Raw genomic sequence first — 23,527 nt, 5'->3', positions numbered from 1 at the left:
CCCGCCCTGGAACAAAAGGCTCATGCGCGTCCTGATCATTGAAGATGAAGAAAAAACCGCGGACTACCTGCACCGCGGCCTGACAGAGCAAGGCTACACCGTCGACGTTGCGCGCGAAGGCGTCGAAGGGTTGCACCTGGCGCTGGAGAACGACTACGCGGTAATCGTGCTCGACGTGATGCTGCCGGCGCTCGATGGTTTCGGCGTGTTGCGTGCATTGCGTGCACGCAAACAGACGCCGGTGATCATGCTCACCGCCCGCGAGCGCGTGGAAGACCGCATTCGCGGCCTGCGCGAAGGCGCCGACGACTACCTGGGCAAGCCGTTTTCGTTCCTGGAACTGGTGGCGCGCCTGCAAGCGCTGACCCGGCGCAGCGGCGGCCATGAGCCGGTGCAGGTGACGGTTGCCGACTTGTGGATCGACCTGATCAGCCGCAAGGCCAGTCGCAACGGGGTGCGCCTGGACCTGACCGCCAAGGAGTTCTCGTTGCTCAGCGTGTTGGCGCGGCGCCAGGGTGAAATCCTGTCCAAGACGGCAATAGCCGAGATGGTCTGGGACATCAATTTCGACAGCGACGCCAACGTGGTCGAAGTGGCGATCAAGCGCCTGCGCGCCAAACTCGATGGGCCGTTCGAGCACAAGCTGCTGCACACCATTCGTGGCATGGGCTACGTGCTGGAGAACCGCATGCTGGAAAACCAAAGTGGTCGCTAACTCCATCGCCCTGCGCCTGAGCGGCATGTTCACCCTGGTGGCGCTGCTGATCTTCGTGCTGATCGGCGGCGCGCTGTATCAGCAAGTGGACCGCGGCCTGGGCCTGTTGCCGGGGGCGGAGCTGGATGCGCGCTACAGCGTGCTCGAATCCTCGGTGAACCGCTTCGGTACGCCGGAGCATTGGGTCAAGATCAAGGCCAAGCTCAAGCTGCTGGGGGAAGAGGACAAGCGCATTCGCTTCTGGGTGGTCAGCAGCGACCCGAATTACGAATACGGTGACCCGGACGCGCAGATCCGTGCGTTTGCCCAGGGCCCCACCGGCAAGCGCGACCTGCACCTGCCCGGCCACGATTATCCGTTCAAGGTACTGGTGAGCCAGTTCGCCGCCAAGGACCAACGCCCGCCGCTGCGCTTCATGATCGCCATCGACACCGAGAATTTCCGCGCCACCCAGCACCATCTGCTGGTGGCGTTGATCAGTCTGGCGCTGGTCGGTGTGGTCCTGGCCTCGTTACTGGGCTTCTGGGTGTCACGCATCGGCCTCAAGCCACTGGAGAAACTCTCGGACGAGGCACAGAAACTCGCGCCACCGAAACTCTCCGGGCGCCTGCAATTGTCACCGCTGCCGCCGGAACTGAGCCAGTTCGTCAACTCGTTCAACGCCACCCTCGACCGCGTCGAACTCGCCTACTCGCGCCTTGAGTCGTTCAATGCCGACGTGGCCCATGAACTGCGTTCGCCGCTGACCAACCTGATCGGCCAGACCCAGGTCGCGCTGACCCGCGGGCGTTCGGCCGAGCATTACTTCGAAGTGCTGCAGTCGAACCTGGAAGAGCTGGAGCGGCTGCGCTCGATCATCAACGACATGCTGTTCCTCGCCAGCGCCGATCAGGGCAGCAAGGCCACCAAGCTGATCGAAAGCTCCCTGGCCGACGAAGTCGCTACCACCCTCGACTACCTGGATTTCATCCTCGAAGACGCCCAAGTCCAGGTGCGGGTGCAGGGTGACGCCCAGGTGCACATCGAAAAAGCCCACCTGCGCCGCGCGCTGATCAACCTGTTGAGCAATGCGGTGCAGCACACAGCGCCGGGGAGCGTCATTGAGGTGAATATTGAAGCTCAGCACCACTGGGTCACCATCGGCGTGACCAACCCGGGCGATGCGATTGCCAGCGAACACTTGCCGCGCCTGTTCGAGCGTTTCTATCGCGTGGATGCATCGCGCAGCAACAGCGGCGCGAATCACGGATTGGGCTTGGCCATCGTCAAGGCGATTGCCCTGATGCACGGCGGCGATGTGTTTGTGCGCAGCGAAGGCGGCGGCAATACCTTCGGCATTTCCCTGCCCTCCCACCTTTAAATGTGCCGCCCTCAAGCCAACTGTTGCGATTTGGGCAACAGTCATTATCTTGTTACACTCTATATCGCACCGCTCGCCTGCGTTACTTTGACGCATCGATGAGCGCGACGGCAAAGACAGCTACCCGCTCACCCGAATTTCCCTCGACTTATTTCCAGGGCTCTACACTGGGAATCTGTCTTAAAGCCGCTGACTTCAGCGGCTTTTTTTTGCCGTAAAAAAAGGCCAGGCAACCCCCACGACATTGGCCGTTAATGATTGACCCAAGGAGCTCCACCGGTGAAGAACTCGCTGACGTTCACCCCGTTATTCCTCGCAATCGCAGCAACGATCATCCCCCTTGCCCACGCGGCAGACGCCACGCCCGAAGAAGGTTTTGTCGAGGGTTCGCACCTCAAGATCAACACCCGCAACTACTACATGAATCGCGACCGTCGCGACATTCACACCGATGACAGCAAGGAATGGGGCCAGGGCTTTATCGGCACCTTCGAATCCGGCTACACCCAGGGCACCGTCGGTTTCGGCCTGGACCTCAACGCCATGCTCGGCCTCAAGCTCGACGGCGGCGGCGGCACCGACGGTTCCAGCATCCTTCCGTACGGCAGCGGCAACGGCAAGGCGCCCGGCGCGTTCTCCACCGCTGGCGGCACCCTGAAAATGCGTGCGTTCGATACCGAATTGAAAGCCGGCGACCTGTTCCTCAACAACCCGGTGATCGCCGGCGGCCTGACCCGCATGCTGCCCCAAACGTTTCGCGGCGTGAGCCTGACCAACCACAGCCTCGATGGCTGGATGTTCGAAGGCGGCCAGGCCAGCTTCACCAAGCTCTACAACCAGAGCGGTCATCGGCGCATCGGCACCAGCTACGGCGCATTGCCCGCCAATGCCGACAGCCAGCACCTGGACTGGGCGGGCGTGTCGTTCAGCGGCATCGCCGGGCTGACCAGCAACCTGTACGCCTCCGAACTCAAGGACGTGTGGCACCAGTACTACTACGACCTTGAATACACCTATGCCCTGAACGACCTGGTCAGCCTGACCCCCGGCCTGCATTACTACCACACCCAGGACACCGGCCAGGCACTGCTGGGCGATATCGACAACAACACCTACAGCCTGCATCTCACCCTGGGCGTGGGCAACCACAGCTTCACTGCCGCCTACCAGCGGGTCAACGGCAACACGCCGTTCGACTACATCACCCAGGGCGACAGCGTGTACCTGGACAACTCCCAGCAGTACTCGGACTTCAACGGCCCCAACGAGCGTTCGTGGAAGCTCAAGTACGCCTATGATTTCGCCGGCCTGGGCCTGCCCGGCCTCACCTCTGCCGTGTCGTATAGCAGCGGCAAGACCGACCTGACCCGCGTCGACCCGAACAGCCGTGGCTACAGCAACTGGTACAGCGCCGATGGCAAGAACGCTAAACACTGGGAGCGGGATATCGACTTGAAATACGTGGTGCAAGGCGGCAAGGCCAAAGACCTGGCGGTACGCCTGCAATGGGCGACCAACCGCGGAGGCCAGGGCTACTCAGCCGTGGATCGGGATGTGGATGAATACCGCGTGATTGTGGATTATCCGATCAACGTGTTCTAACCCCATCTGAATAACTACACAGATCCAATGTGAGAGGGGGCTTGCTCCCGATGGCGGAGTGTCAGTCAACAACACTTTGACTGATTCGCCGCCATCGGGAGCAAGCCCCCTCCCACATTTTTGTGTTCTGCGCCATCTTTCAGAGTTGCTACTACGCTAAAGGCATCCTCAGAGCAGAAGTACGCCCGATGAGTTCAAGCCTTACCCGCCTTACCCGCCGCCCGGAGCGCTTGCTGATTCTGGGCAGCACCCTCACGGTGTTGCTGATCGTGGGGATCGTCACCGCACTGTTGATTCGTGAACACGCCAACACGCTGCAGACGGCCAAGCGCAACGCCAACACCATCACTCAGTTGATCGATGCCGATGTGCTGCGCAACGTCGAGCTCTATGACATGGCCCTCAAGGGCCTGATCGCCGCGACTGAACGCACTGACCTGCAAGGTGTGTCCGCAAGCATCCGACACCTGGTGCTGTTCGACCGCTCCGCCGCAGCGCCGTACAAGGGCGATATCCTGCTGCTGGACGCGAGTGGCGAGGTAATCGCCGACTCATCCTTGCTCACGCCCAAGTCCGGCAACTTCGCCGACCGGGACTATTTCCAGATACATCGCGACAATCCCGGCATTGGCCTGTATGTCAGCCGACCGTTCAGGGCCCGCTGTGAATGCGATGACCCCTGGCGCATTGCATTCAGTCGCCGCGTTTCGTCACCGGACGGGGGTTTCCTGGGGGTAGCCGTCGCCTCCATGCGTCTGTCGTACTTCCACCAACTGTTCAGCAGCCTGAATATCGGCAGCAACAGCACCATCAACCTGCTCAACCATCAAGGCATCCTGCTGGCACAAGAGCCGTTGCTGGAAGTGGATATCATCAACAAGGACCTGAGCCAGCGGCCCAATGTGGCACGCATGCTGCGCGAGCGGGACGGCAACTTTCGCAGCGTCTCCAGCGTCGACAACCACCCTCGCCTCTACAGTTTCTCGAACGTGGGCGATTTACCGCTGATCGTGGCGGTGGCCCTGGCCAGTGATGAAGTGTTCGCGCCATGGCGAAGGGCGGCCTGGATGGTCAGCCTCGCGACGGGGGTGTTATGCATTGGCCTGTTGTGGTTGACCTGGGCGCTGTGCATGGAGCTGCGACGCCGCCACCGGGCTGAGCAGGTGCTGTCAGAACTGGCAGGCACCGACGCCCTCACCGGCCTGGCCAACCGCCGTACCCTCGACGAACGCCTGCGCCTGGAATGGGAGCGCGCCCAACGCTCAACCGAGCCGCTGACGGTATTGATGATCGACGTGGACCACTTCAAGGCCTTCAACGACCGCCATGGACACCAGGGCGGGGATAATGCGCTGCGCACGGTGGCGCAGGTGATTGACAGCAATATCCGCCGCCCGGCCGACCTGGCGGCACGTTACGGCGGCGAAGAATTCGCCGTGGTGCTGCCCCATACTGACGCCAAGGGCGCATGGGTGATCGCCGAGCATATTCGCAGTGGTGTTGAGCATCTGCCGCGGGTGGCGTGGGATGAGCAGCCGATAACGGTGAGCATCGGCATGAGCACCTGGGAAAAGCGCAGCGGCCTGTCCCTCGAGAACCTGCTGCTCAGGGCCGACCAGGCGCTGTACGAGGCCAAGCACACGGGGCGTAATCGGATCGTGGATGCGTCAACCCTGCCCTTGTAGGAGCGAGGCGGGCGGCTAGCCCTTGCTCGCGAAAAACCCAAAGACACCGCGTTCAACCAGATTGCCAGCGTCAGCATTGACGACCTTCGCGAGCAAGCTCGCTCCTACGAAAAGCACAGAACAGCGGGACATAAAAAAAGGCCACCCGAAGGCAGCCTTTAAAAACTAAAGAAAGAGAGTTGTTACTTACACCGCCGCAACGGGACGCATGTAAGAGATCGGTGCGGTGCTGGCATCTTCGAAGGTCACGACTTCCCAAGCGTCTGTCTGCTCAATCAACTTGCGCAGCAGCTGGTTGTTAAGGGCGTGGCCCGACTTGAAGCCTTTGAACTCGCCTATCAGGCTATTGCCCAGCAGGTAGAGGTCACCGATTGCATCGAGGATCTTGTGCTTCACGAATTCGTCTTCGTAGCGAAGGCCGTCTTCGTTCAGTACACCATCCGCGTCGACCACAATGGCATTTTCAACGCTGCCGCCGAGTGCGAGGTTGTGCTTGCGCAGGTACTCGATGTCACTCATGAAACCAAAGGTACGGGCGCGGCTGACTTCTTTTACGAACGAAGTGCTGGAAAAATCCACGCTTGCACTTTGGGTGCGGTCACGGAATACCGGGTGATCGAAATCGATCTCAAAGCTCACTTTAAAGCCTTCGAACGGGACGAAGGTGGCGCGCTTGTCGCCGTCTTCTACTGTCACTTCCCGCAGAATGCGAATGAACTTCTTGGCTGCGTCCTGTTCTTCCAGGCCGGCAGATTGAATCAGGAATACGAAGGGTCCAGCGCTGCCATCCATGATCGGGACTTCGGACGCGGAGAGCTCGACGTAGGCGTTATCGATGCCCAAACCGGCCATGGCCGAGAGCAAGTGCTCCACCGTGTCCACTTTGACGTCACCGTTGACCAATGTGGTCGACATGGTGGTTTCGCCAACGTTTTCCGCGCGAGCAGGTATCTGCACCACAGGGTCCAGGTCGGCACGCACAAACACGATGCCGGTGTCGACAGGTGCAGGCTTGAGGGTCAGGTAGACCTTTTCCCCGGAGTGCAGACCTACACCTGTGGCACGAATAATATTCTTCAGGGTGCGTTGTTTAATCATGGCTTGGACCGCTTCAGCGCAAATTGCGAACTGGTATCAACAAAGGCTGGCGATAATAGCAGACCAGACCTTTGCTGAACACCAATCACCTTCATAGCCCTGATACATTCCATTAATCGGCCTGACGACGCAGGAATGCCGGAATGTCCAGGTAGTCCAGATCGTCTTGCGGATTCGGGCTACGGGACGCTGCAGCACCGGCCTGAGCCTGGTTGCGCATCACGGTCGGACGGTCCAGGTCACGGTAGTTCACCGACGGCAGTTCCTGACGAGCAGGGGCTGGAGCGGCGGCTGCCTGGTTGGCCTGGCTGTTGTGCAGGGTGTTGTCGATGACCTTCACAGGCTTCTCGATTTTCGCACCCAGACCGGTCGCAACCACGGTCACGTGCAGCTCGTCGCGCATGTCCGGATCGATAACGGTACCGACCTTGACCATCGCGTGCTCGGAAGCGAAGGCTTCGATGATGCTACCCACGTCGGAGTATTCACCCAGGGACAGGTCAGGACCTGCGGTGATATTCACCAGGATGCCGCGTGCACCTTGCAGGTTCACGTCTTCGAGCAACGGGTTGCGGATGGCCGCTTCGGTGGCTTCGCGTGCACGGTTCGGACCGCTGGCGCAGCCAGTGCCCATCATCGCCATGCCCATTTCGCTCATGACAGTACGCACGTCGGCAAAGTCGACGTTGATCATGCCTGGGCGCTTGATGATGTCGGAGATACCGCGAACGGCACCGGCCAGTACATCGTCAGCCTTGGCGAACGCGGACAGCAGGCTTGCGTCCTTGCCCAGGATGGTCAGCAGTTTCTCGTTGGGAATGGTGATCAACGAGTCGACGCTTTCAGACAGCAGACGGATACCTTCGTCGGCGATCTGCATGCGCTTGCGGCCTTCGAACGGGAACGGACGGGTCACCACAGCGACGGTCAGAATCCCCATTTCCTTGGCCACTTCGGCAATGATCGGAGCTGCACCGGTACCGGTACCGCCGCCCATGCCGGTGGTGATGAACACCATGTTGGTGCCTTGCAGCACTTCGGCAATGCGCTCGCGGTCTTCCAGGGCGGCTTGACGGCCGACTTCCGGATTGGCGCCTGCGCCGAGGCCCTTGGTCACGGCTGTGCCCAATTGCAGGATGGTCCGCGCGCCGATGCTTTTCAGCGCCTGGGCATCAGTGTTGGCGCAGATGAACTCAACGCCTTCAATGTTGCTCTTGACCATATGGTTGACAGCGTTACCGCCGCCACCGCCGACACCGATTACTTTAATAACCGGGCTAGCGGGGATGTTGTCTACGAGTTCAAACATGTTCCCTCTCCTTTCGTTTTCTCTAGTTTTTTCGCCTACTGCTTTACATCAGCTGCAAGTTGCAAGCTATTAGCTGCAAGCTTGAAGCGTGTTACTTGAAGCTTTAAAACTTGTAGCTTGTAGCTAACTTCGTCAGAAGTTCCCTTTTACCCAAGCCTGCAGCCGCTCGAACAACGGCGCTTTCGCGTCGTCATCGCTGCGGTAGCTGTCACGGATGCTTGGCCCCGACAGGGAAATCCCGTCGGTCTGCTTCTGCAGCCCGTACAACAGCAAGCCCACACCGGTGGAATAAATCGGGTTGCGCACCACGTCGCCGAGGCCTTTGACGCCATGGGGCACGCCCAGGCGAACCGGCATGTGGAAGATCTCTTCGGCCAGTTCGACCGCGCCTTCCATCTTGGAGGTGCCACCGGTCAGCACGATGCCGGCCGGGATCAAATCTTCGTAGCCGCTGCGGCGCAGCTCGGCCTGGATCAGGGTGAACAGCTCGTCGTAGCGCGGCTCGACCACTTCGGCCAGGGCCTGGCGCGACAGCTCACGCGGTGGACGGTCGCCGACGCTTGGCACCTTGATGGTTTCGCCGGCACCGGCCAGCTTGGCCAGGGCGCAGGCGTAACGGATCTTGATTTCTTCGGCGTACTGGGTCGGCGTACGCAGCGCCATGGCGATGTCGTTGGTGACCTGGTCGCCGGCAATCGGGATCACGGCGGTGTGACGGATCGCACCCTCGGTGAAGATCGCGATGTCGGTGGTGCCGCCGCCGATGTCCACCAGGCACACGCCCAGTTCTTTTTCGTCGTCGGTCAGGACCGAGTAGGCCGAGGCCAACTGCTCGAGAATGATGTCGTCGATTTCCAGGCCGCAGCGGCGCACGCATTTTTCAATGTTCTGTGCGGCGTTGACGGCGCAGGTCACCACGTGGACCTTGGCTTCCAGGCGTACGCCCGACATGCCCAGCGGTTCGCGAACGCCTTCCTGGTTATCGATCACGTAGTCCTGCGGCAGGGTGTGCAGCACGCGCTGGTCAGCCGGGATCGCCACGGCCTGGGCGGCGTCGAGGACGCGCTCAAGGTCGGCCGAGCTGACTTCGCGGTCGCGGATCGCCACGATGCCGTGGGAGTTCAGGCTGCGGATATGGTTGCCGGCCACGCCAACGAACGCCGAGTGAATCCGGCAACCGGCCATCAGCTGCGCTTCTTCGATGGCGCGCTGGATCGATTGCACGGTGGACTCGATGTTCACCACCACGCCCTTCTTCAGGCCCCGGGACGGATGCGTGCCAATACCGACGATTTCGATCGTGCCGTCTTCACCGACCTCGCCCACCAGCGCCACCACCTTGGAGGTGCCGATATCGAGACCGACGATCATTTTGCCGCTTTGCACGTTTGCCATGGGTCCTGCCTCTTCTTAATTCTTCGCGACAGCGGGTTGTGCTGCCGTGGGCGCCGCCGGTACACGCCAACCGACGGCCAGGCCGTTGGCGTAACGCAGGTCGACGCTCGCAATGTTCGTGATCTGTTCTTTCAAGGTTTTTTCATAGATGGCAATAAAGCGGCGCATCTTTTCCACCAAGCGGTCGCGTCCCAGCAACAACTCGATGCCCGGGCCGGAACTGCCTGCCCCGGTCGTCAAAAACCAGCTGCCCCGTTCACGCAACTCCAAGCGTGCAATGGAGAAGCCCAGTGGCCGCAGCATCTGGCTCAAGGCCTGGTACTGCTGCATCACTTGCTGCTGCGCCCGCTGCGGCCCGAACAGCTGCGGCAGGTGCTCATAGTTCGCCACTTCACGCGGCGCAAACGCCTGCCCCTGGTTGTTCAACAGCGCACCATCACCCCAACGGGCCACGGGCAGTTGCTCTTCCAGGCGGATCGTTACCTGGTCCGGCCATACCCGGCGGACTTCGGCGTGGGCGATCCACGGCATCTGTTCCAGCTCTGCGCGCATGCCAGCCAGGTCGATGGTGAAGAAGCTCGCGGCCAGGAACGGACCGATACGCTGCTGCACCGCTTGCTGGCTGATGTAGCTCAAGTCGCCCTGCACGCTGATCTTGGTGATCGGCCGGTCGGCATACGGCAACAGGCGCTGCGCGCCCTCGTAGGTGCCGAAGCCCAACACCACCAGCAGCACCGGCCAGAACAGCGCCTTGATGAAACCAAAGTTGGCTTTGGGCAGGCGCGCCGACATCGGCTCTTTGGCCACCATGCGGCTGGCACCCCGTGGCACCGGCTTGCGGCTCGGTGCTTGTGGGGGCTGATGACGAAGCGATGCGCCTTTCATGTGCTTAGCCTCTTGGCTCAATGCTGTCGGCCAGGATCGCCAGCACCAACTGCTGGAAATCCAGACCGGCGGCACGGGCGGCCATAGGGACCAGGCTGTGGTCGGTCATCCCGGGTGCGGTGTTGACTTCCAGGAACCAGAAATTCCCTTGGTCATCCTGCATCACGTCTGCCCGCGCCCAACCGGCGATACCCAGCGCCTCACAGGCTTGCGCCGTGAGGTCCATCAATTGCTGTTCCCTGGTTGCGTCAAGACCGCATGGAATCCGGTACTGGGTATCGGAAGCCACGTACTTGGCGTCGTAATCGTAAAAAGAATGGGGGGTGCCCAATGCGATGGGCGGCAATACCTGGCCACGCAGGGTGGCGATGGTGTACTCGGGACCCTGGATCCACTGTTCCACCAACACTTGCGAATCGTAGGTACTTGCCGCTTTCCATGCGTCGATCAATTCGGCGGCCGAGTTCACTTTGGCCATGCCGATACTGGAGCCTTCATGGGCTGGTTTGACGATCAAAGGCAGCCCCAGTTCCTTGGCTGCACAAATACAATCGTCTTCGCTGCGCAATACGCTGTGACGCGGGGTTGGAATGCCCAGGCTGTGCCATACCTGCTTGGTGCGCAACTTGTCCATCGCCAGTGCCGAAGCCAGGATGCCGCTGCCGGTGTACGGAATGCCGGCGCACTCGAGCAGGCCCTGCATGCTGCCGTCTTCACCGCCACGGCCGTGAAGAATGATGAAGGCGCGGTCAATCTTTTCAGCCTGCAGGCGGGCTAGGAAATCATCGCCCACGTCGATGCCGAACGCGTCCACACCGGCGCTTTGCAGCGCCTCGAGCACGGCATTGCCGGACTTGAGCGACACTTCGCGCTCGGCGCTCTTGCCGCCGAACAGCACGGCGACGCGGCCGAAGTCGGCAGGCGCGATGGTGGAGAACAGGGAGGCGTAGTCAGTGATCATTTCGACTTCCCCTGCTCAACCGCAAACAGCGGGCTGGCCAGCAATTTAGGCGCAAGGCCACCGATATCACCGGCGCCCTGGCACAGCAGGATGTCGCCGGCGCGCAGCAGCGGCTTGACGATAGGGGCCAGGTCGACGCCGCGCTCGATGTAGATCGGGTCCAACTGGCCACGCTGGCGGATGCTGTTGCACAGCTTGCGGCTGTCGGCCCCCGGAATCGGTTCTTCACCGGCCGGGTAGACTTCCATCAGCAGCAGCACGTTGGCATCGGCCAATACATTGACGAAATCGTCGTACAGGTCGCGGGTGCGGCTGTAGCGGTGCGGCTGGTAGACCATCACCAAACGGCGCTCCGGCCAGCCACCGCGTACGGCCTTGATCACAGCGGCGACTTCGGTCGGGTGGTGCCCGTAGTCGTCCACCAGCATCACGTCACCGCCTTCAACCGGCAGCTGGCCGTAGACCTGGAAGCGTCGGCCGACACCGGCAAAGCGCGACAGGCCTTCGACGATGGCTTCATCGCTGACGCCTTCGTCGCTGGCGATGCAAATGGTCGCCAGGGAGTTCAGTACGTTGTGGTTGCCCGGCATGTTGACCGAGACATCCAGCGGCTCGCGGTCGGGGCGAAGCACGGTGAAGAAGGTTTGCATGCCTTCCTGGCGCACATTGATCGCGCGCACGTCGGCGTCTTCGCTGAAACCGTAGGTCACGGTAGGGCGCTTGACCTGCGGCAGAATCTCGCGCACCACCGGATCGTCCAGGCACACCACCGCCAACCCGTAGAACGGCAGGTTGTGCAGGAAATCCACGAAGGTTTTCTTCAGTTTGTTGAAGTCACCGTCGTACGTCGCCATGTGGTCTTCGTCGATGTTGGTGACGACGGCGACCAGCGGTTGCAGGTGCAGGAAGCTCGCATCGCTTTCATCGGCTTCGGCGATGAGGTAGCGGCTGGTGCCCAGCTGGGCATTGGTGCCGGCTGCATTCAGGCGGCCACCGATGACGAACGTCGGGTCCAGGCCACCGGCGGCGAACACCGAGGCGATCAGGCTGGTGGTGGTGGTCTTGCCATGGGTACCGGCCACAGCGATGCCGTGGCGATAGCGCATCAGCTCGGCGAGCATCTCGGCACGCGGCACCACCGGAATACGGCGTTCGAGGGCGGTGGCCACTTCCGGGTTGGAGGTGTTCACAGCGCTGGACACCACCAGCACGTCAGCCTCGGCGGCGTTCTCGGCGCGGTGGCCGATGAAGATCTGCGCGCCAAAGGATTTCAGGCGATCGGTAACCGGCGACTCTTTGAGGTCAGAGCCGGACACCTGATAGCCCAGGTTCAGCAATACTTCGGCAATCCCGCACATGCCCACGCCGCCGATACCGACGAAGTGGATGCGACGGATGCGGCGCATTTCCGGTTGCGGCATGGCTTTCTGATTCTCAACCATGGGCCACCTCCAGGCAGATATCGACCACGGTGCGGGTTGCGTCAGGTTTGGCCAGGCGGCTTGCGGTGCTCGCCATGCTGTTGAGTCGTTCCGGTTGCATCAAAACCTCGGTCAGGCGTGCGGCCAAATCGGCGGCGCCAGTCGTTCTTTGCGGCAGCAGGAAGGCAGCGCCCTCCCCGGCCAAATATTCGGCGTTGCGGGTCTGGTGATCGTCGATTGCATGGGGCAGAGGCACCAGCAACGACGGCAGACCGGCGGCGGCCAATTCACTGACGGTCAGCGCACCAGCGCGACAGACCACCAGGTCGGCCCAGCCATAGGCTTGGGCCATGTCTTTGATGAAGAGCTGTACATTTGCCTCGACACCGGCTTCGCGATAGCGCGTGGCAGTGGCTTCACCATGTTGCTTGCCGGCCTGATGGAACACCTCCGGGCGCACGTGCACCGGCAGTTGCGCCAGCGCTTCAGGCAGCAGTTTGTTCAGCGGCTCGGAGCCCAGGCTTCCACCCATGATCAGCAGGTGCGCCTTGCGTCCGGCCAGTGCTTCACGGGCGATGCCCATAAACAGTTCGGTGCGCACCGGGTTGCCGGTGGTGCGCAGCTTGCTCGATGCGTCGAAGGTCTTCGGGAAGGCCTCGCAGACTCGCGCCGCCAATGGCGCCAGCAAACGGTTGGCAGTCCCGGCGACGGCGTTCTGTTCGTGCACGATCAACGGCACGCCCGAGAGCCTGGCGGCAACGCCACCAGGGCCGGTCACGTACCCACCAAAACCGAGTACACAGACCGGCTTCAATTCACGAATGACCTTGCGCGCCTGCCAGACCGCCTTGAGCAACACGAAGGGCGCCTTGAGCAGCGACAACTTGCCCTTGCCGCGCAAGCCCGTGACGTTGATCAGGTGCAGCGGCAAGCCGGCATTGGGCACCAGTTCGTTCTCGATGCCACGCGGCGTACCCAGCCAGTGCACGGTGTAGCCACGGTTCTGGAATTCGCGCGCGCAGGCCAGAGCCGGGAACACATGGCCCCCGGTGCCGCCCGCCATGATCAGCACGTTAGCGCCCATGGGTCGGCTCCTCGGCGAAGTCGCTTTCGCTGAACTCCATCTCTTCGCTGCCCAGGTGAGTACGACTCTCCCACTCGATGCGCAGCAACAAGCCAAGACAGGCGCAGCAAATCACCAGCGAACTGCCGCCGTAGCTGAGGAACGGCAAGGTCAGGCCTTTGGTCGGCAGCAGCCCGACGTTCACCCCGATGTTGATCAGGAACTGGCCGATCCACAGGAACGACAAGCCGTACGCCACATAGGCGGCGAAATACTGTTTGGCCTTCTCGGCCCACAAGCCGATGTACATGCCGCGTACGCACACGAACACGAACAGCGCGACGGTGCACAGCGAACCGACCACGCCCAGCTCCTCAGCCAGTACCGAGAACACGAAGTCGGTGTGGGCTTCCGGCAGGTAGAACTGCTTCTGCACACTGTTGCCCAGGCCCACCCCCAGCCACTCGCCGCGACCGAAGGCAATCAGCGCCTGGGTCAACTGGTAGCCGGAACCGAACTGGTCGGACCACGGGTCGGTAAAGGTGATCAAGCGAGCCATCCGGTAGGGTTGGGCCTGCACCAGAATCGTCACGGCCGCGACCGCCAGCACCACCATCAAGGTGAAGCGGAACAGGCCGACACCGCCGAGGAACAGCATCGCTGCGGCGGCGCCCATCATCACCACGGTGGCACCGAAGTCGGGCTCCATCAGCAGCAGGCCGGCCATGGGCAGCAACACGATGAACGGCTTGAAGAAGCCCATCCAGCTTTCGCGCACCTCTTTCTGGCGGCGCACCAGGTAGCCGGCCAGGTAGATCACCACGAACACCTTGGCGATTTCCGACGGCTGCACGTTGAACGCACCGAAGCCGATCCAGCGCATCGAACCGTTCACTTCGCGGCCGATGCCGGGCAAGATCACCATGATCAGCAAGCCAAACGCCCCGATCAGCATCAGCCAACCCAGGCGCTGCCAGGTGGCGATCGGGATCATCATGGTGACGATGCACGCGCCGAGGCCGATCACCAGGTACACCAGGTGGCGGATCATCATGTACAGGGTGTTGCCCGACTGCACGGCGGCCACTTCGGAGGACGCCGAGGTGATCATCACCAGGCCCAGGCCGAGCAGCGCCAGGCAACCGGCGAGCATTGGGAAATCAAGGTCGATGCCGCGCCCGGTAATGATCGGCGACGGGTACGGCTTGATGATGTTCTTCAGGTTGAGGCTCATGCCAAAGCCTCCACGGCGCGGGCGAACAACTGGCCGCGCTCTTCATAGTTCTTGAACATATCGAAACTGGCGCAGGCCGGCGACAGCAGCACCGCGTCGCCCGGCTGGGCCAGGGCTTTGCACTGGGCAATCGCGTCATCCAGGGAAGTGGCGCGCACTTGCGGCACCGCGTCGCCCAGGGCGGCGGCGATCAGGTCCGCGTCGCGGCCCATCAGCACCACGGCGCGGCAATGCGCAGCAACCGGCGCTTTAAGGTCCTTGAAGTCGGCACCCTTGCCGTCGCCACCGGCGATCAGCACCAGCTTGCCGTCGATATCGGCACCGAGGCCTTCGATGGCGGCCAGGGCAGCGCCGACGTTGGTGGCCTTGGAATCGTTGTAATAGCTGACGCCATCGAGATCGCGTACCCACTGGCAGCGATGCTCAAGGCCGGCGAAGGTGCGCAGGCTGGCGAGCATGGCGTCGAATGGCAGGCCTACCGCGTGGCCGAGCGCCAAGGCCGCCAGGGCATTGGACTGGTTATGGGCGCCGCGGATTTTCAGGTCGCGCACCGGCATCAGGTTCTGGAATTCGAAGGCCAGGTATTTCTCGCCGTTCTCTTCGCGGATACCGAACGCCTTGAAATCGGGTTTGCTCAGGCCGAAGGTCCAGCACGGCAGGCCCTCGCCCATCAGCGGACGGCTAAGGGCATCCTGACGGTTGACCACCACCTGCTTGGCGCCACGGAAAATCCGGTGCTTGGCCAGGTGATAGGCCGGCAGGCCGCTGTAGCGGTCCATGTGGTCTTCGCTGACGTTCAACACAGTGGCCACTTCAGCACCGAGGTCGTGGGTGGTTTCCAGCTGGAAGCTCGACAGCTCCATCACGTACAGCTCGACGTCGTCGCTGAGCAGGTCCAGCGCAGGCACCCCGAGATTGCCGCCCACCGCCACGCGCTTACCGGCAGCCACGGCCATTTCGCCGACCAGGGTGGTCACGGTGCTTTTCGCGTTGGAACCACTGATGGCCACGATCGGTGCCTTGGCGTTACGCGCAAACAGGTCGATGTCACCCGACAACTTCACGCCACGCGCGGCGGCGGCTTGCAGGGCCGGTGTCGCCAAGGCCAGGCCAGGGCTCACGTACAGCTCGTCGGCGCGGCACAGAAACTCGACATCCAGCTCGCCACAACGCACTTCCACGTGCGGGTAGTCACGGCGCAGCGTGACCAGCTCCGGTGGATTTTCCCGCGTATCGGCCACGGCAAACGACGTGCCCCGGTTCGCCAGGAAGCGAACCAGGGACATGCCGCTCTTGCCGAGGCCGACAACGATGCGGAAGTGGTCTGAAGCGATCAGGGACACTCGTTTCTACCTCAGTTTCAGGGTGGCAAGGCCGACCAGTACCAGAATCACGGTGATGATCCAGAAACGGACGATCACGCGTGGCTCGGGCCAGCCCTTGAGTTCAAAGTGGTGGTGAATCGGCGCCATGCGAAAGACGCGGCGCCCGGTCAATTTGAAGGAAGCCACCTGGATGACCACCGACAGGGTTTCCATCACGAACACACCGCCCATGATGAACAGCACGATTTCCTGGCGCACGATCACCGCGATGGTGCCCAGGGCCGCGCCCAGCGCCAGTGCGCCGACGTCACCCATGAAGACTTGTGCCGGGTAGGTGTTGAACCACAGGAACCCAAGGCCGGCGCCGATCAGCGCGCCGCAGAACACGATCAGTTCACCCGCGCCCGGTACGTAGGGAATCAGCAGGTATTCGGCAAATTTCACGTTACCCGACAGGTAGCAGAAAATGCCGAGCGCGCCGCCCACCATCACCGTTGGCATGATCGCCAGGCCGTCGAGGCCGTCGGTCAGGTTCACCGCGTTGCTGGAGCCGACGATGACGAAATAGGTCAGCACCACGAAGCCGATGCCCAATGGAATGCTGGCGTCCTTGAGCATCGGAATGATCAAGGTAGTTTCCACGGCGCTTGGCGCGGTGGTGTACAGGAAGATCGCCGCCGCCAGGCCGAATACCGACTGCCAGAAGTACTTCCAGCGGCTTGGCAGCCCCTTGGAGTTCTTCTCGATCACTTTGCGGTAGTCATCCACCCAGCCGATGGCACCGAACAGCAGGGTCACCAGCAGCACCACCCATACATAGCGGTTGTGCAGGTCGGCCCAGAGCAAGGTACTGACACCGATGGACGACAGGATCAACGCGCCACCCATGGTCGGGGTGCCGGACTTGGACAGGTGCGACTGCGGGCCGTCATTGCGAACCGATTGACCAATTTGCAGGTTCTGCAGGGTGCGAATCATCCACGGCCCCAGAAACAGCGACAAACACAACGCGGTCAGCACACCCAGGATCCCGCGCAGGGTCAGGTACTGAAAGACCGCGAAGCCTTTGTGGAACTGTTGCAGATACTCAGCCAGCAGCAGCAGCATTAATGTTTCTCCGTACTTGAGCCACACAAGGCTGCGACGACGTTTTCCATCACCGCGCTGCGCGATCCCTTGATCAAAATGGTTGTGTGTTTATCGTGTTCAGCCGCAGTCAGCGCCTGGATCAATTCGGCTTGGCTGGCGAAATGCTGCGCGCCGGGGCCGAAGGCGTTTACCGCGTGGGCCATGTTCGGGCCGACGGCGTAGAGCGCATCGACTTTGCCGGCGGCATAGGCGCCGACTTCGCGATGGCCTTGTTCAGCCCAGTCGCCCAACTCGCCGATATCGCCGAGTACCAGCACCTTGCGTCCATCAAAGCCGTTGAGCAGGTCCACGGCGGCATTGACGGAAGACGGGTTGGCGTTGTAGGTGTCATCGATGACGCGCATGCCGTTAGTAGCCAATTGCGCCACGGTGCGGCCTTTGACCGGCTGCACCGCGCCCAGGCCTGTGGCGATGCCGAACAGCGACACGCCCAGGGCGTGGGCGGCGGCGGCGGCGGCCAGGGCGTTGGCGACGTTATGGTTGCCCAGCAGATTCAACTGCACGCGCTCACTGCCTTGCGGCGTGTTCAAAGTGAAGGAAGGGCAACCGCGCGCATCGACAGTGATGTTGGAAGCATGGACATCGGCCGCAGCGTTGCGCACGGCAAACGTCAGCACCTTGCGCCCGGCCGCGCGTACGCGCCAGGTCTCGAAAGCCTTGTCATCCAGATTCAATACAGCGGTGCCCGAAGCGTCGAGGCCTTCAAGGATTTCACCCTTGGCTTCGACGATTTTTTCCGGGCCGCCGAATTCACCGACGTGGGCGGTACCGGCGTTGTTGATAATCGCGACGTGGGGTTTGGTCAGCGCCACGGTGTAGGCAATCTCGCCGATGCGTGAAGCCCCCAACTCGATCACGGCCGCCGTGTGTTCCGGGGCCAGTTCGAGCAGGGTCAGCGGTGCGCCGAAATCGTTGTTCAGGTTGCCACGGGTGGCGAGGACCGGCCCACGGGTGCGCAGTACGCTGGCCAGCAGCTCCTTGACGGTGGTCTTGCCGCTGGAACCGGTGATGGCGGCAACCGGCTTGTCGAAAGCGGCACGGTTCAGCGCGCCCAGTTGGCCCAAGGCCAGGCGGGTATCGGCGACCAGCAACTGCGGCAAGGTAGCGTCGGCCACTTCACGTTGCACCAGGGCACCCACGGCGCCTTTGGCGGCGACTTCGTTCAGGTAATCATGACCATCGAAACGCGGGCCCGTGAGTGCGACGAACAACTGGCCCGGCTTGATGTTGCGACTGTCGATACTGACGCCGTCGAACGTGCAATCGCTCGACACCACACGGGCCGACAACGCCTGGGCCAGTTCGCTGAATGTCATTGCCTTAAGCATGGGCGACCTCCCAGGCGGTCAGGGCATGATCAGCCTCGACCAGATCCGAGAAAGCATGGCGCTCGCCGTTGATTTCCTGGTAATCCTCATGGCCCTTGCCGGCCAGTACCACCACGTCATCCGCGCTGGCGCTGGCGATCAGTTGGGCAATGGCTGCGCCGCGACCGGCCACGAAGGTGACGTTGGCGGTGTCTTTGAAGCCTTCACGGATATCGTCGAAAATCCGGCTCGGCTCTTCGCTGCGCGGGTTGTCGTCGGTTACCAAAACGCCGTCGGCCAGGCGCTCGACGATCTCGGCCATCAGTGGACGCTTGCCGCGATCGCGGTCACCGCCACAGCCGAACAGGCACAACAGCTTGCCCTTGGCATGCGGGCGCAGCGCCAGCAGGACTTTTTCCAGTGCGTCAGGGGTGTGGGCGTAATCGACCACCACCAGCGGTTGCGTGCCGCCACCCAGGCGCTGCATGCGGCCGGCCGGACCTTCCAGCTTGGGCAGCACGTTCAGAATTTCGTCGAGCGCGTAATCCAGGCCGAGCAAGGCGCCAATAGCCGCCAGTACGTTACTCAGGTTGAAACGCCCCAGCAGCGTGCTGCGCAAATGGTGCTCGCCCTGCGGCGTGACCAACGTGGCGCGCACGCCCTCGTCGCTGAACTGCGCTTCGCGGCAATAAAGGTACGCACTGGCGTCTTCCAGGCTGTAGCTGATCAAGCGCGCTTCGCTGTCTTGAGCAGCCAGTTCGCGGCCGAAGGCGTCGTCCAGGTTCACCACCCGGCACTTCAGATCGTTCCAGGCGAACAGCTTGGCCTTGGCCGCCGCGTACGCTTGCATCGTGCCGTGGTAATCAAGGTGGTCGCGGGACAGGTTGGTCATCACGGCCACGTCGAACGCCAATGCGGTGACGCGGCCCTGGTCGAGACCATGGGAAGAGACTTCCATCGCGACCGCCTTGGCGCCGGCCTTTTTCAGGTCGGCCAGGGTCGCTTGCACGGCAATCGGGTTCGGCGTGGTGTGCAGACCGCTTTGCAGCGCGCCATAGAAGCCGGTGCCCAGGGTACCGACGATGCCGCAATGCTGACCCAACAGGTCCAGCGCCTGGGCAACCAGCTGCGTCACGCTGGTCTTGCCGTTGGTGCCGGTCACGCCCACCAGGTTGAGGTGGCGGCTCGGCTCACCATAGAAGCGCCCGGCAATGTCGGACAGCTGAGCGGCCAGGGCCTTGACGGGAATCAACGGCACATCAGTGATCGGCAGCACGGTGGCGCCTTCCACTTCATAGGCCACAGCGGCAGCACCACGTTGCAGGGCGTCGGCGATATGCGCACGGCCATCGAACTTGCCGCCGGGCACCGCCAGGAACAGGTCACCGGCGCGTACATTGCGGCTGTCCAGGCTCAACTCGCGAATCAGCAGATCGCGGCCGGCATGGGCAAAAATCTTGTTCAGGCTCAGAGACATCAGCCGCGCCCTCCATTGGCTTTGACCGCAGCGGCCGGTGGAGCGGCGTTCGCTTGCTGGGTCGGCGGAAGATTGTCCGGCGTGATGTTCATCAGGCGCAGGGTGCCGGACATCACTTTGCTGAACACTGGCGCCGACACCAGGCCACCGAAGTAACCGGCCTTGCTCGGTTCGTCGATAACCACGACGATGGCGTAGCGCGGGTCACTCATCGGGCCGAAACCGGCGAACAGCGAGCGATAGGAATTTTCGGCGTAGCCCTTGGTACCCACCGAGGTTTTACGCGCGGTACCGGACTTGCCAGCCACGTGATAGGCCGGCACTTGGGCACGGAATACGCCACGCGGCGCCTCGATCACTTGCTGCAGCATGCCTTGCATGGTCTTGGCGACTTTTTCCGGGATCACCTGAGTGGCTTTCGGCGCTTCGTCCACGTGGATCAGGCTCAGCGGAACCATGCGGCCATTGTTGGCCAACACCGAGAACGCGTGGGCCAACTGGATCGCGGTTACCGACAGACCGTAGCCGTACGACAGCGTGGCGGTCTCGGCTTTTTTCCAGTCACGGTAGTTCGGCAGGTTGCCGACGCGCTCACCTGGGAAATCGAGCCCGGTGGGTTGGCCCAGGCCGATTTTCTGCGCCAGGTGGTAAATGGTTTCGCCGCCGATATCGAAGGCAACCTTACTCATGCCCACGTTACTGGAGTTGATCAGGATGCCGGTCAGGTCCAGCACCGGGCCCTCGGTGCGGGACACGTCACGAATGGTGTATTTGCCCAGTTGCAAGGTACCTGGGTACACCTCGACCTTGTCGCTGGGCTTCCAGCGTCCGGTTTCCAGGGCGGCACTCATGGAGATGGCTTTCATGGTCGAACCCGGCTCGAACACGTCGATCATTGCGCGGTTGCGCATCATCGCCGGTTGCAGGTTGCGACGGTTGTTCGGGTTGTAGGTCGGCTGGTTGACCATGGCGAGGATCTCGCCGGTCTTCACGTCCATGATCACCAGGCTGCCGGCTTTGGCGCCGTTCTCGATGATCGCGTTACGCAGTTCGCGGTTGGCCAGATACTGCAGACGCAGGTCGATCGACAACGCCAAGGGCTTACCGGCCTTGGCGTTTTTGGTGACTTGCACATCCTTGATCAGTCTGCCGCGCCGATCCTTGATGACCTGGCGCTTGCCGGGAACGCCGGCCAGCCACTCGTCATAGGCCAACTCGACGCCTTCGCGACCATGGTCATCGATATCGGTGAAGCCAACCATGTGCGCGGTGGTCTCACCGGCCGGGTAGAAACGACGAAATTCCTCGATGCCATAGACACCGGGAACCTTGAGGTCGAGCACTTGCTGGCCCTGTTCGGGGGTGAGCCCGCGAACCAGGTAGATAAATTCTTTATTGGCCTGGGCTTCCAGACGCTCGGTCAGTGCTTTGCGGTCTTGGCCCAGGGCGGCAGCGAGCTCCGGCCATTTGTCCTTGGCCACCTGCAGTTCCTTGGCGTTGGCCCACAGGGTGGTCACCGGAGTACTCACAGCCAGCGGCTCGCCGTTGCGGTCGGTAATCAGGCCGCGATGCGCGGGGATCGGAATATGCCGCAGGCTACGGGCATCACCCTGGCCGATCAGGAAGTCACGGTCGACGACCTGCAGGTCGAAGATACGCCAGACAATCGCGCCCACCATCAATGCCAGCAAGCCGAGCATCAGGCGGAAGCGCCAAGGGTAGAGTGCGCCTTCAAGCTTCATCATGGCGCCACCATGCGTACGTCGGCCGCGCCCGGGATGTGCATTTTCAATTGTTCGGTGGCCAGCACTTCGATACGGCTGTGGGCCGTCCAGGTGCTCTGCTCAAGGATCAACCGGCCCCATTCCGCCTGCGCTTTATCACGCACGCTCAACTCCCCGTACAGGGTATTGAGCAACTGGCGGTTCCAATGCGCGCTGTAGGACACCGCAATCGCGGACACCAGCACGCCAACAAACAGCAGCAACATAAAGAAGCTGCCACCTGGCAGGGGTTTGGCGAAAAGCTTGCTCACCGCAACTTCTCCGCGACGCGCATGACGGCGCTGCGCGAACGCGGGTTGGCCTTGAGTTCGGCTTCGGAGGCGAACTGCGCTTTGCCATGGATTTTGATTTTCGGCACAAAGGCTTCGAAACGCACCGGCAGGTTGCGCGGCAGGTTGTCGGACTCACCCTTGACCAGACGGCGCATGAACAGTTTGACGATGCGGTCTTCCAGGGAGTGGAAACTGATCACCACCAGGCGACCACCCACTTCCAGTGCGTCCAGGGCAGCCTCAAGGCCAGCCTCCAGGTCGCCCAGTTCGTTATTGACGTGAATGCGCAGGCCCTGGAACGCACGGGTAGCCGGGTTCTTGCCCTTCTCCCATGCCGGGTTGGCGACCTTCAGCACTTCGGCCAGGTCAGCGGTGCGTTCGAACGGCTGGATCTCGCGGCGCTCGACCACGGCGCGAGCCATGCGACCGGCGAAGCGCTCTTCACCGTACTCCTTGAACACGCGGGCAATTTCTTCGACTGGGGCGGTGGCAATGAACTGCGCGGCACTGACGCCGCGGGTTGGGTCCATGCGCATGTCGAGGGGGCCGTCGTTCATGAAGCTGAAGCCGCGCTCCGGGTCGTCGAGCTGCGGCGAAGACACGCCCAGGTCGAGCAGAACCCCGGCCACCTTGCCTGCCATGCCGCGTTCGGCGACTTCCGCACCCAGCTCGGCAAAGCTGCGCTGCACAACGACAAAGCGGCCATCTTCGGCCGCTAGCGCTTGCCCGGTGGCAATCGCTTGAGGGTCTTTGTCGAACCCGAGGAGTTTACCGTTGGGCCCGAGCTGACTGAGTATCAACCGACTGTGCCCGCCCCTGCCGAAGGTGCCATCCAGATAGCAGCCATCCGCGCGTACGGCGAGAGCCTCAACGGCTTCGTCAAGCAGTACGGTGATGTGGTTAAAGCCGCTATCAATAGTCACAGGATCAAATCACGCAGTTCATCAGGCATGGCGCCCGGTTGTTGAATAGCAGCCAGGTCAGCTGCAGAAACAGCATCCCAGGCATCTTCGTCCCACAATTGGAACTTGTTCAGTTGGCCTACCAGCATTGCGCGCTTGTCGAGCTTGGCGTATTCGCGCAAACGCGGAGGCACCAGGAAACGACCACTGCCATCGAGCTCGAGGTCGACGGCATTACCGATCAGCAAACGCTGGAGGCGGCGGTTTTCTTCACGCAATGAAGGCAGAGCGCGCAACTTGGTTTCAATCAACTCCCACTCATCGAGGGGGTAAACGGATAAACAGGGGTCAACAGCGTCAATCGTGATGATTAACTGGCCCGAACTTCGCGAAATGAGCTCGTCACGATACCGGCTCGGCATGGCGAGACGGCCTTTTGCATCGAGACTGATAGCGTTAGCTCCGCGAAACACAGGTGCGTTTCTCCAAATTTTATCGTTTTACGTTCAAAAAACCCACTTTGTGCCACTTTCCGCCACTTGCGCACACTATAGGAATGCGCCCACCACACCGTCAAGGCGCG

20 protein-coding genes are annotated in these 23,527 nt (G+C 61.8%); 4 read left to right on the top strand and 16 right to left on the bottom strand.

The window, feature by feature from the left end; genetic code table 11:
* Window positions 1-22: 22 nt before the first annotated feature.
* The 4 genes from QF045_RS07685 (at window position 23) to QF045_RS07670 (ending at window position 5,362) form a co-directional block, all read left to right on the top strand.
* On the top strand, window positions 23-715 hold the full coding sequence (locus QF045_RS07685; protein WP_306491683.1) for a heavy metal response regulator transcription factor: 693 nt from the start codon (window positions 23-25) through the stop codon (window positions 713-715).
* Entirely contained in the window at window positions 705-2,075 is a 1,371-nt protein-coding gene (locus QF045_RS07680) for a heavy metal sensor histidine kinase (RefSeq protein WP_306491682.1), read from the top strand. Before QF045_RS07685 ends, QF045_RS07680 begins: the two co-directional genes overlap by 11 nt.
* 279 nt (window positions 2,076-2,354) lie before the next feature.
* Window positions 2,355-3,677, top strand: a complete 1,323-nt coding sequence (locus QF045_RS07675) for an OprD family porin (protein ID WP_306491681.1) — start codon at window positions 2,355-2,357, stop codon at window positions 3,675-3,677.
* Window positions 3,678-3,865: 188 nt separating this feature from the next.
* Window positions 3,866-5,362: a sensor domain-containing diguanylate cyclase gene (locus QF045_RS07670; RefSeq protein ID WP_306491680.1), complete on the top strand. Its 1,497-nt coding sequence runs from the start codon at window positions 3,866-3,868 to the stop codon at window positions 5,360-5,362.
* A gap of 186 nt (window positions 5,363-5,548) precedes the next feature.
* Here the strand turns inward: QF045_RS07670 and lpxC are convergent, their stop codons facing one another.
* The 16 genes from lpxC to mraZ all read right to left on the bottom strand — a co-directional run bounded on the left by lpxC (window position 5,549) and on the right by mraZ (window position 23,417).
* Complete coding sequence (gene lpxC, locus QF045_RS07665) at window positions 5,549-6,460, bottom strand: UDP-3-O-acyl-N-acetylglucosamine deacetylase (RefSeq protein ID WP_003171886.1); 912 nt, start codon at window positions 6,458-6,460, stop codon at window positions 5,549-5,551.
* 112 nt (window positions 6,461-6,572) lie between these two features.
* On the bottom strand, window positions 6,573-7,769 hold the full coding sequence (gene ftsZ, locus QF045_RS07660; protein ID WP_306491679.1) for a cell division protein FtsZ: 1,197 nt from the start codon (window positions 7,767-7,769) through the stop codon (window positions 6,573-6,575).
* Between the two features lie 132 nt (window positions 7,770-7,901).
* On the bottom strand, window positions 7,902-9,164 hold the full coding sequence (ftsA, locus tag QF045_RS07655; protein ID WP_306491678.1) for a cell division protein FtsA: 1,263 nt from the start codon (window positions 9,162-9,164) through the stop codon (window positions 7,902-7,904).
* Between the two features lie 15 nt (window positions 9,165-9,179).
* The gene (locus tag QF045_RS07650; RefSeq protein WP_306491677.1) at window positions 9,180-10,049 is read right to left on the bottom strand and encodes a cell division protein FtsQ/DivIB; all 870 of its coding nucleotides are present in this window, start codon (window positions 10,047-10,049) and stop codon (window positions 9,180-9,182) included.
* A gap of 4 nt (window positions 10,050-10,053) precedes the next feature.
* Complete coding sequence (locus QF045_RS07645) at window positions 10,054-11,010, bottom strand: D-alanine--D-alanine ligase (RefSeq protein ID WP_306491676.1); 957 nt, start codon at window positions 11,008-11,010, stop codon at window positions 10,054-10,056.
* A complete protein-coding gene (gene murC, locus QF045_RS07640) occupies window positions 11,007-12,452 on the bottom strand; it encodes a UDP-N-acetylmuramate--L-alanine ligase (RefSeq protein ID WP_306491675.1) in 1,446 nt (481 codons plus the stop codon). The genes QF045_RS07645 and murC overlap by 4 nt, the downstream gene beginning before the upstream one ends.
* Complete coding sequence (gene murG / locus QF045_RS07635; protein WP_306491673.1) at window positions 12,445-13,515, bottom strand: undecaprenyldiphospho-muramoylpentapeptide beta-N-acetylglucosaminyltransferase; 1,071 nt, start codon at window positions 13,513-13,515, stop codon at window positions 12,445-12,447. Before murG ends, murC begins: the two co-directional genes overlap by 8 nt.
* Window positions 13,505-14,728 (bottom strand): putative lipid II flippase FtsW, encoded by a 1,224-nt coding sequence (ftsW, locus tag QF045_RS07630; RefSeq protein WP_124385200.1) that lies wholly within the window; start codon window positions 14,726-14,728, stop codon window positions 13,505-13,507. Before ftsW ends, murG begins: the two co-directional genes overlap by 11 nt.
* Entirely contained in the window at window positions 14,725-16,071 is a 1,347-nt protein-coding gene (gene murD, locus QF045_RS07625) for a UDP-N-acetylmuramoyl-L-alanine--D-glutamate ligase (RefSeq protein WP_306491672.1), read from the bottom strand. The genes ftsW and murD overlap by 4 nt, the downstream gene beginning before the upstream one ends.
* 6 nt (window positions 16,072-16,077) lie before the next feature.
* Window positions 16,078-17,160: a phospho-N-acetylmuramoyl-pentapeptide-transferase gene (mraY, locus tag QF045_RS07620; RefSeq protein WP_057724619.1), complete on the bottom strand. Its 1,083-nt coding sequence runs from the start codon at window positions 17,158-17,160 to the stop codon at window positions 16,078-16,080.
* Window positions 17,160-18,530, bottom strand: a complete 1,371-nt coding sequence (murF, locus tag QF045_RS07615) for a UDP-N-acetylmuramoyl-tripeptide--D-alanyl-D-alanine ligase (protein ID WP_306491671.1) — start codon at window positions 18,528-18,530, stop codon at window positions 17,160-17,162. Before murF ends, mraY begins: the two co-directional genes overlap by 1 nt.
* Entirely contained in the window at window positions 18,523-19,986 is a 1,464-nt protein-coding gene (locus tag QF045_RS07610; protein WP_306491670.1) for a UDP-N-acetylmuramoyl-L-alanyl-D-glutamate--2,6-diaminopimelate ligase, read from the bottom strand. Before QF045_RS07610 ends, murF begins: the two co-directional genes overlap by 8 nt.
* Window positions 19,986-21,728 (bottom strand): penicillin-binding protein 2, encoded by a 1,743-nt coding sequence (locus tag QF045_RS07605; RefSeq protein ID WP_306494868.1) that lies wholly within the window; start codon window positions 21,726-21,728, stop codon window positions 19,986-19,988. The genes QF045_RS07610 and QF045_RS07605 overlap by 1 nt, the downstream gene beginning before the upstream one ends.
* The gene (gene ftsL / locus QF045_RS07600; protein ID WP_057724615.1) at window positions 21,728-22,021 is read right to left on the bottom strand and encodes a cell division protein FtsL; all 294 of its coding nucleotides are present in this window, start codon (window positions 22,019-22,021) and stop codon (window positions 21,728-21,730) included. Before ftsL ends, QF045_RS07605 begins: the two co-directional genes overlap by 1 nt.
* Complete coding sequence (rsmH, locus tag QF045_RS07595) at window positions 22,018-22,965, bottom strand: 16S rRNA (cytosine(1402)-N(4))-methyltransferase RsmH (RefSeq protein WP_164485554.1); 948 nt, start codon at window positions 22,963-22,965, stop codon at window positions 22,018-22,020. Before rsmH ends, ftsL begins: the two co-directional genes overlap by 4 nt.
* Complete coding sequence (gene mraZ, locus QF045_RS07590) at window positions 22,962-23,417, bottom strand: division/cell wall cluster transcriptional repressor MraZ (RefSeq protein ID WP_306491669.1); 456 nt, start codon at window positions 23,415-23,417, stop codon at window positions 22,962-22,964. The genes rsmH and mraZ overlap by 4 nt, the downstream gene beginning before the upstream one ends.
* Between the last annotated feature and the right edge of the window lie 110 nt (window positions 23,418-23,527).

This window comes from Pseudomonas sp. W4I3 (genome assembly GCF_030816195.1).
Taxonomy (GTDB): Bacteria; Pseudomonadota; Gammaproteobacteria; order Pseudomonadales; family Pseudomonadaceae; genus Aquipseudomonas.
This window is presented reverse-complemented; position numbering and strand designations above follow the sequence as displayed.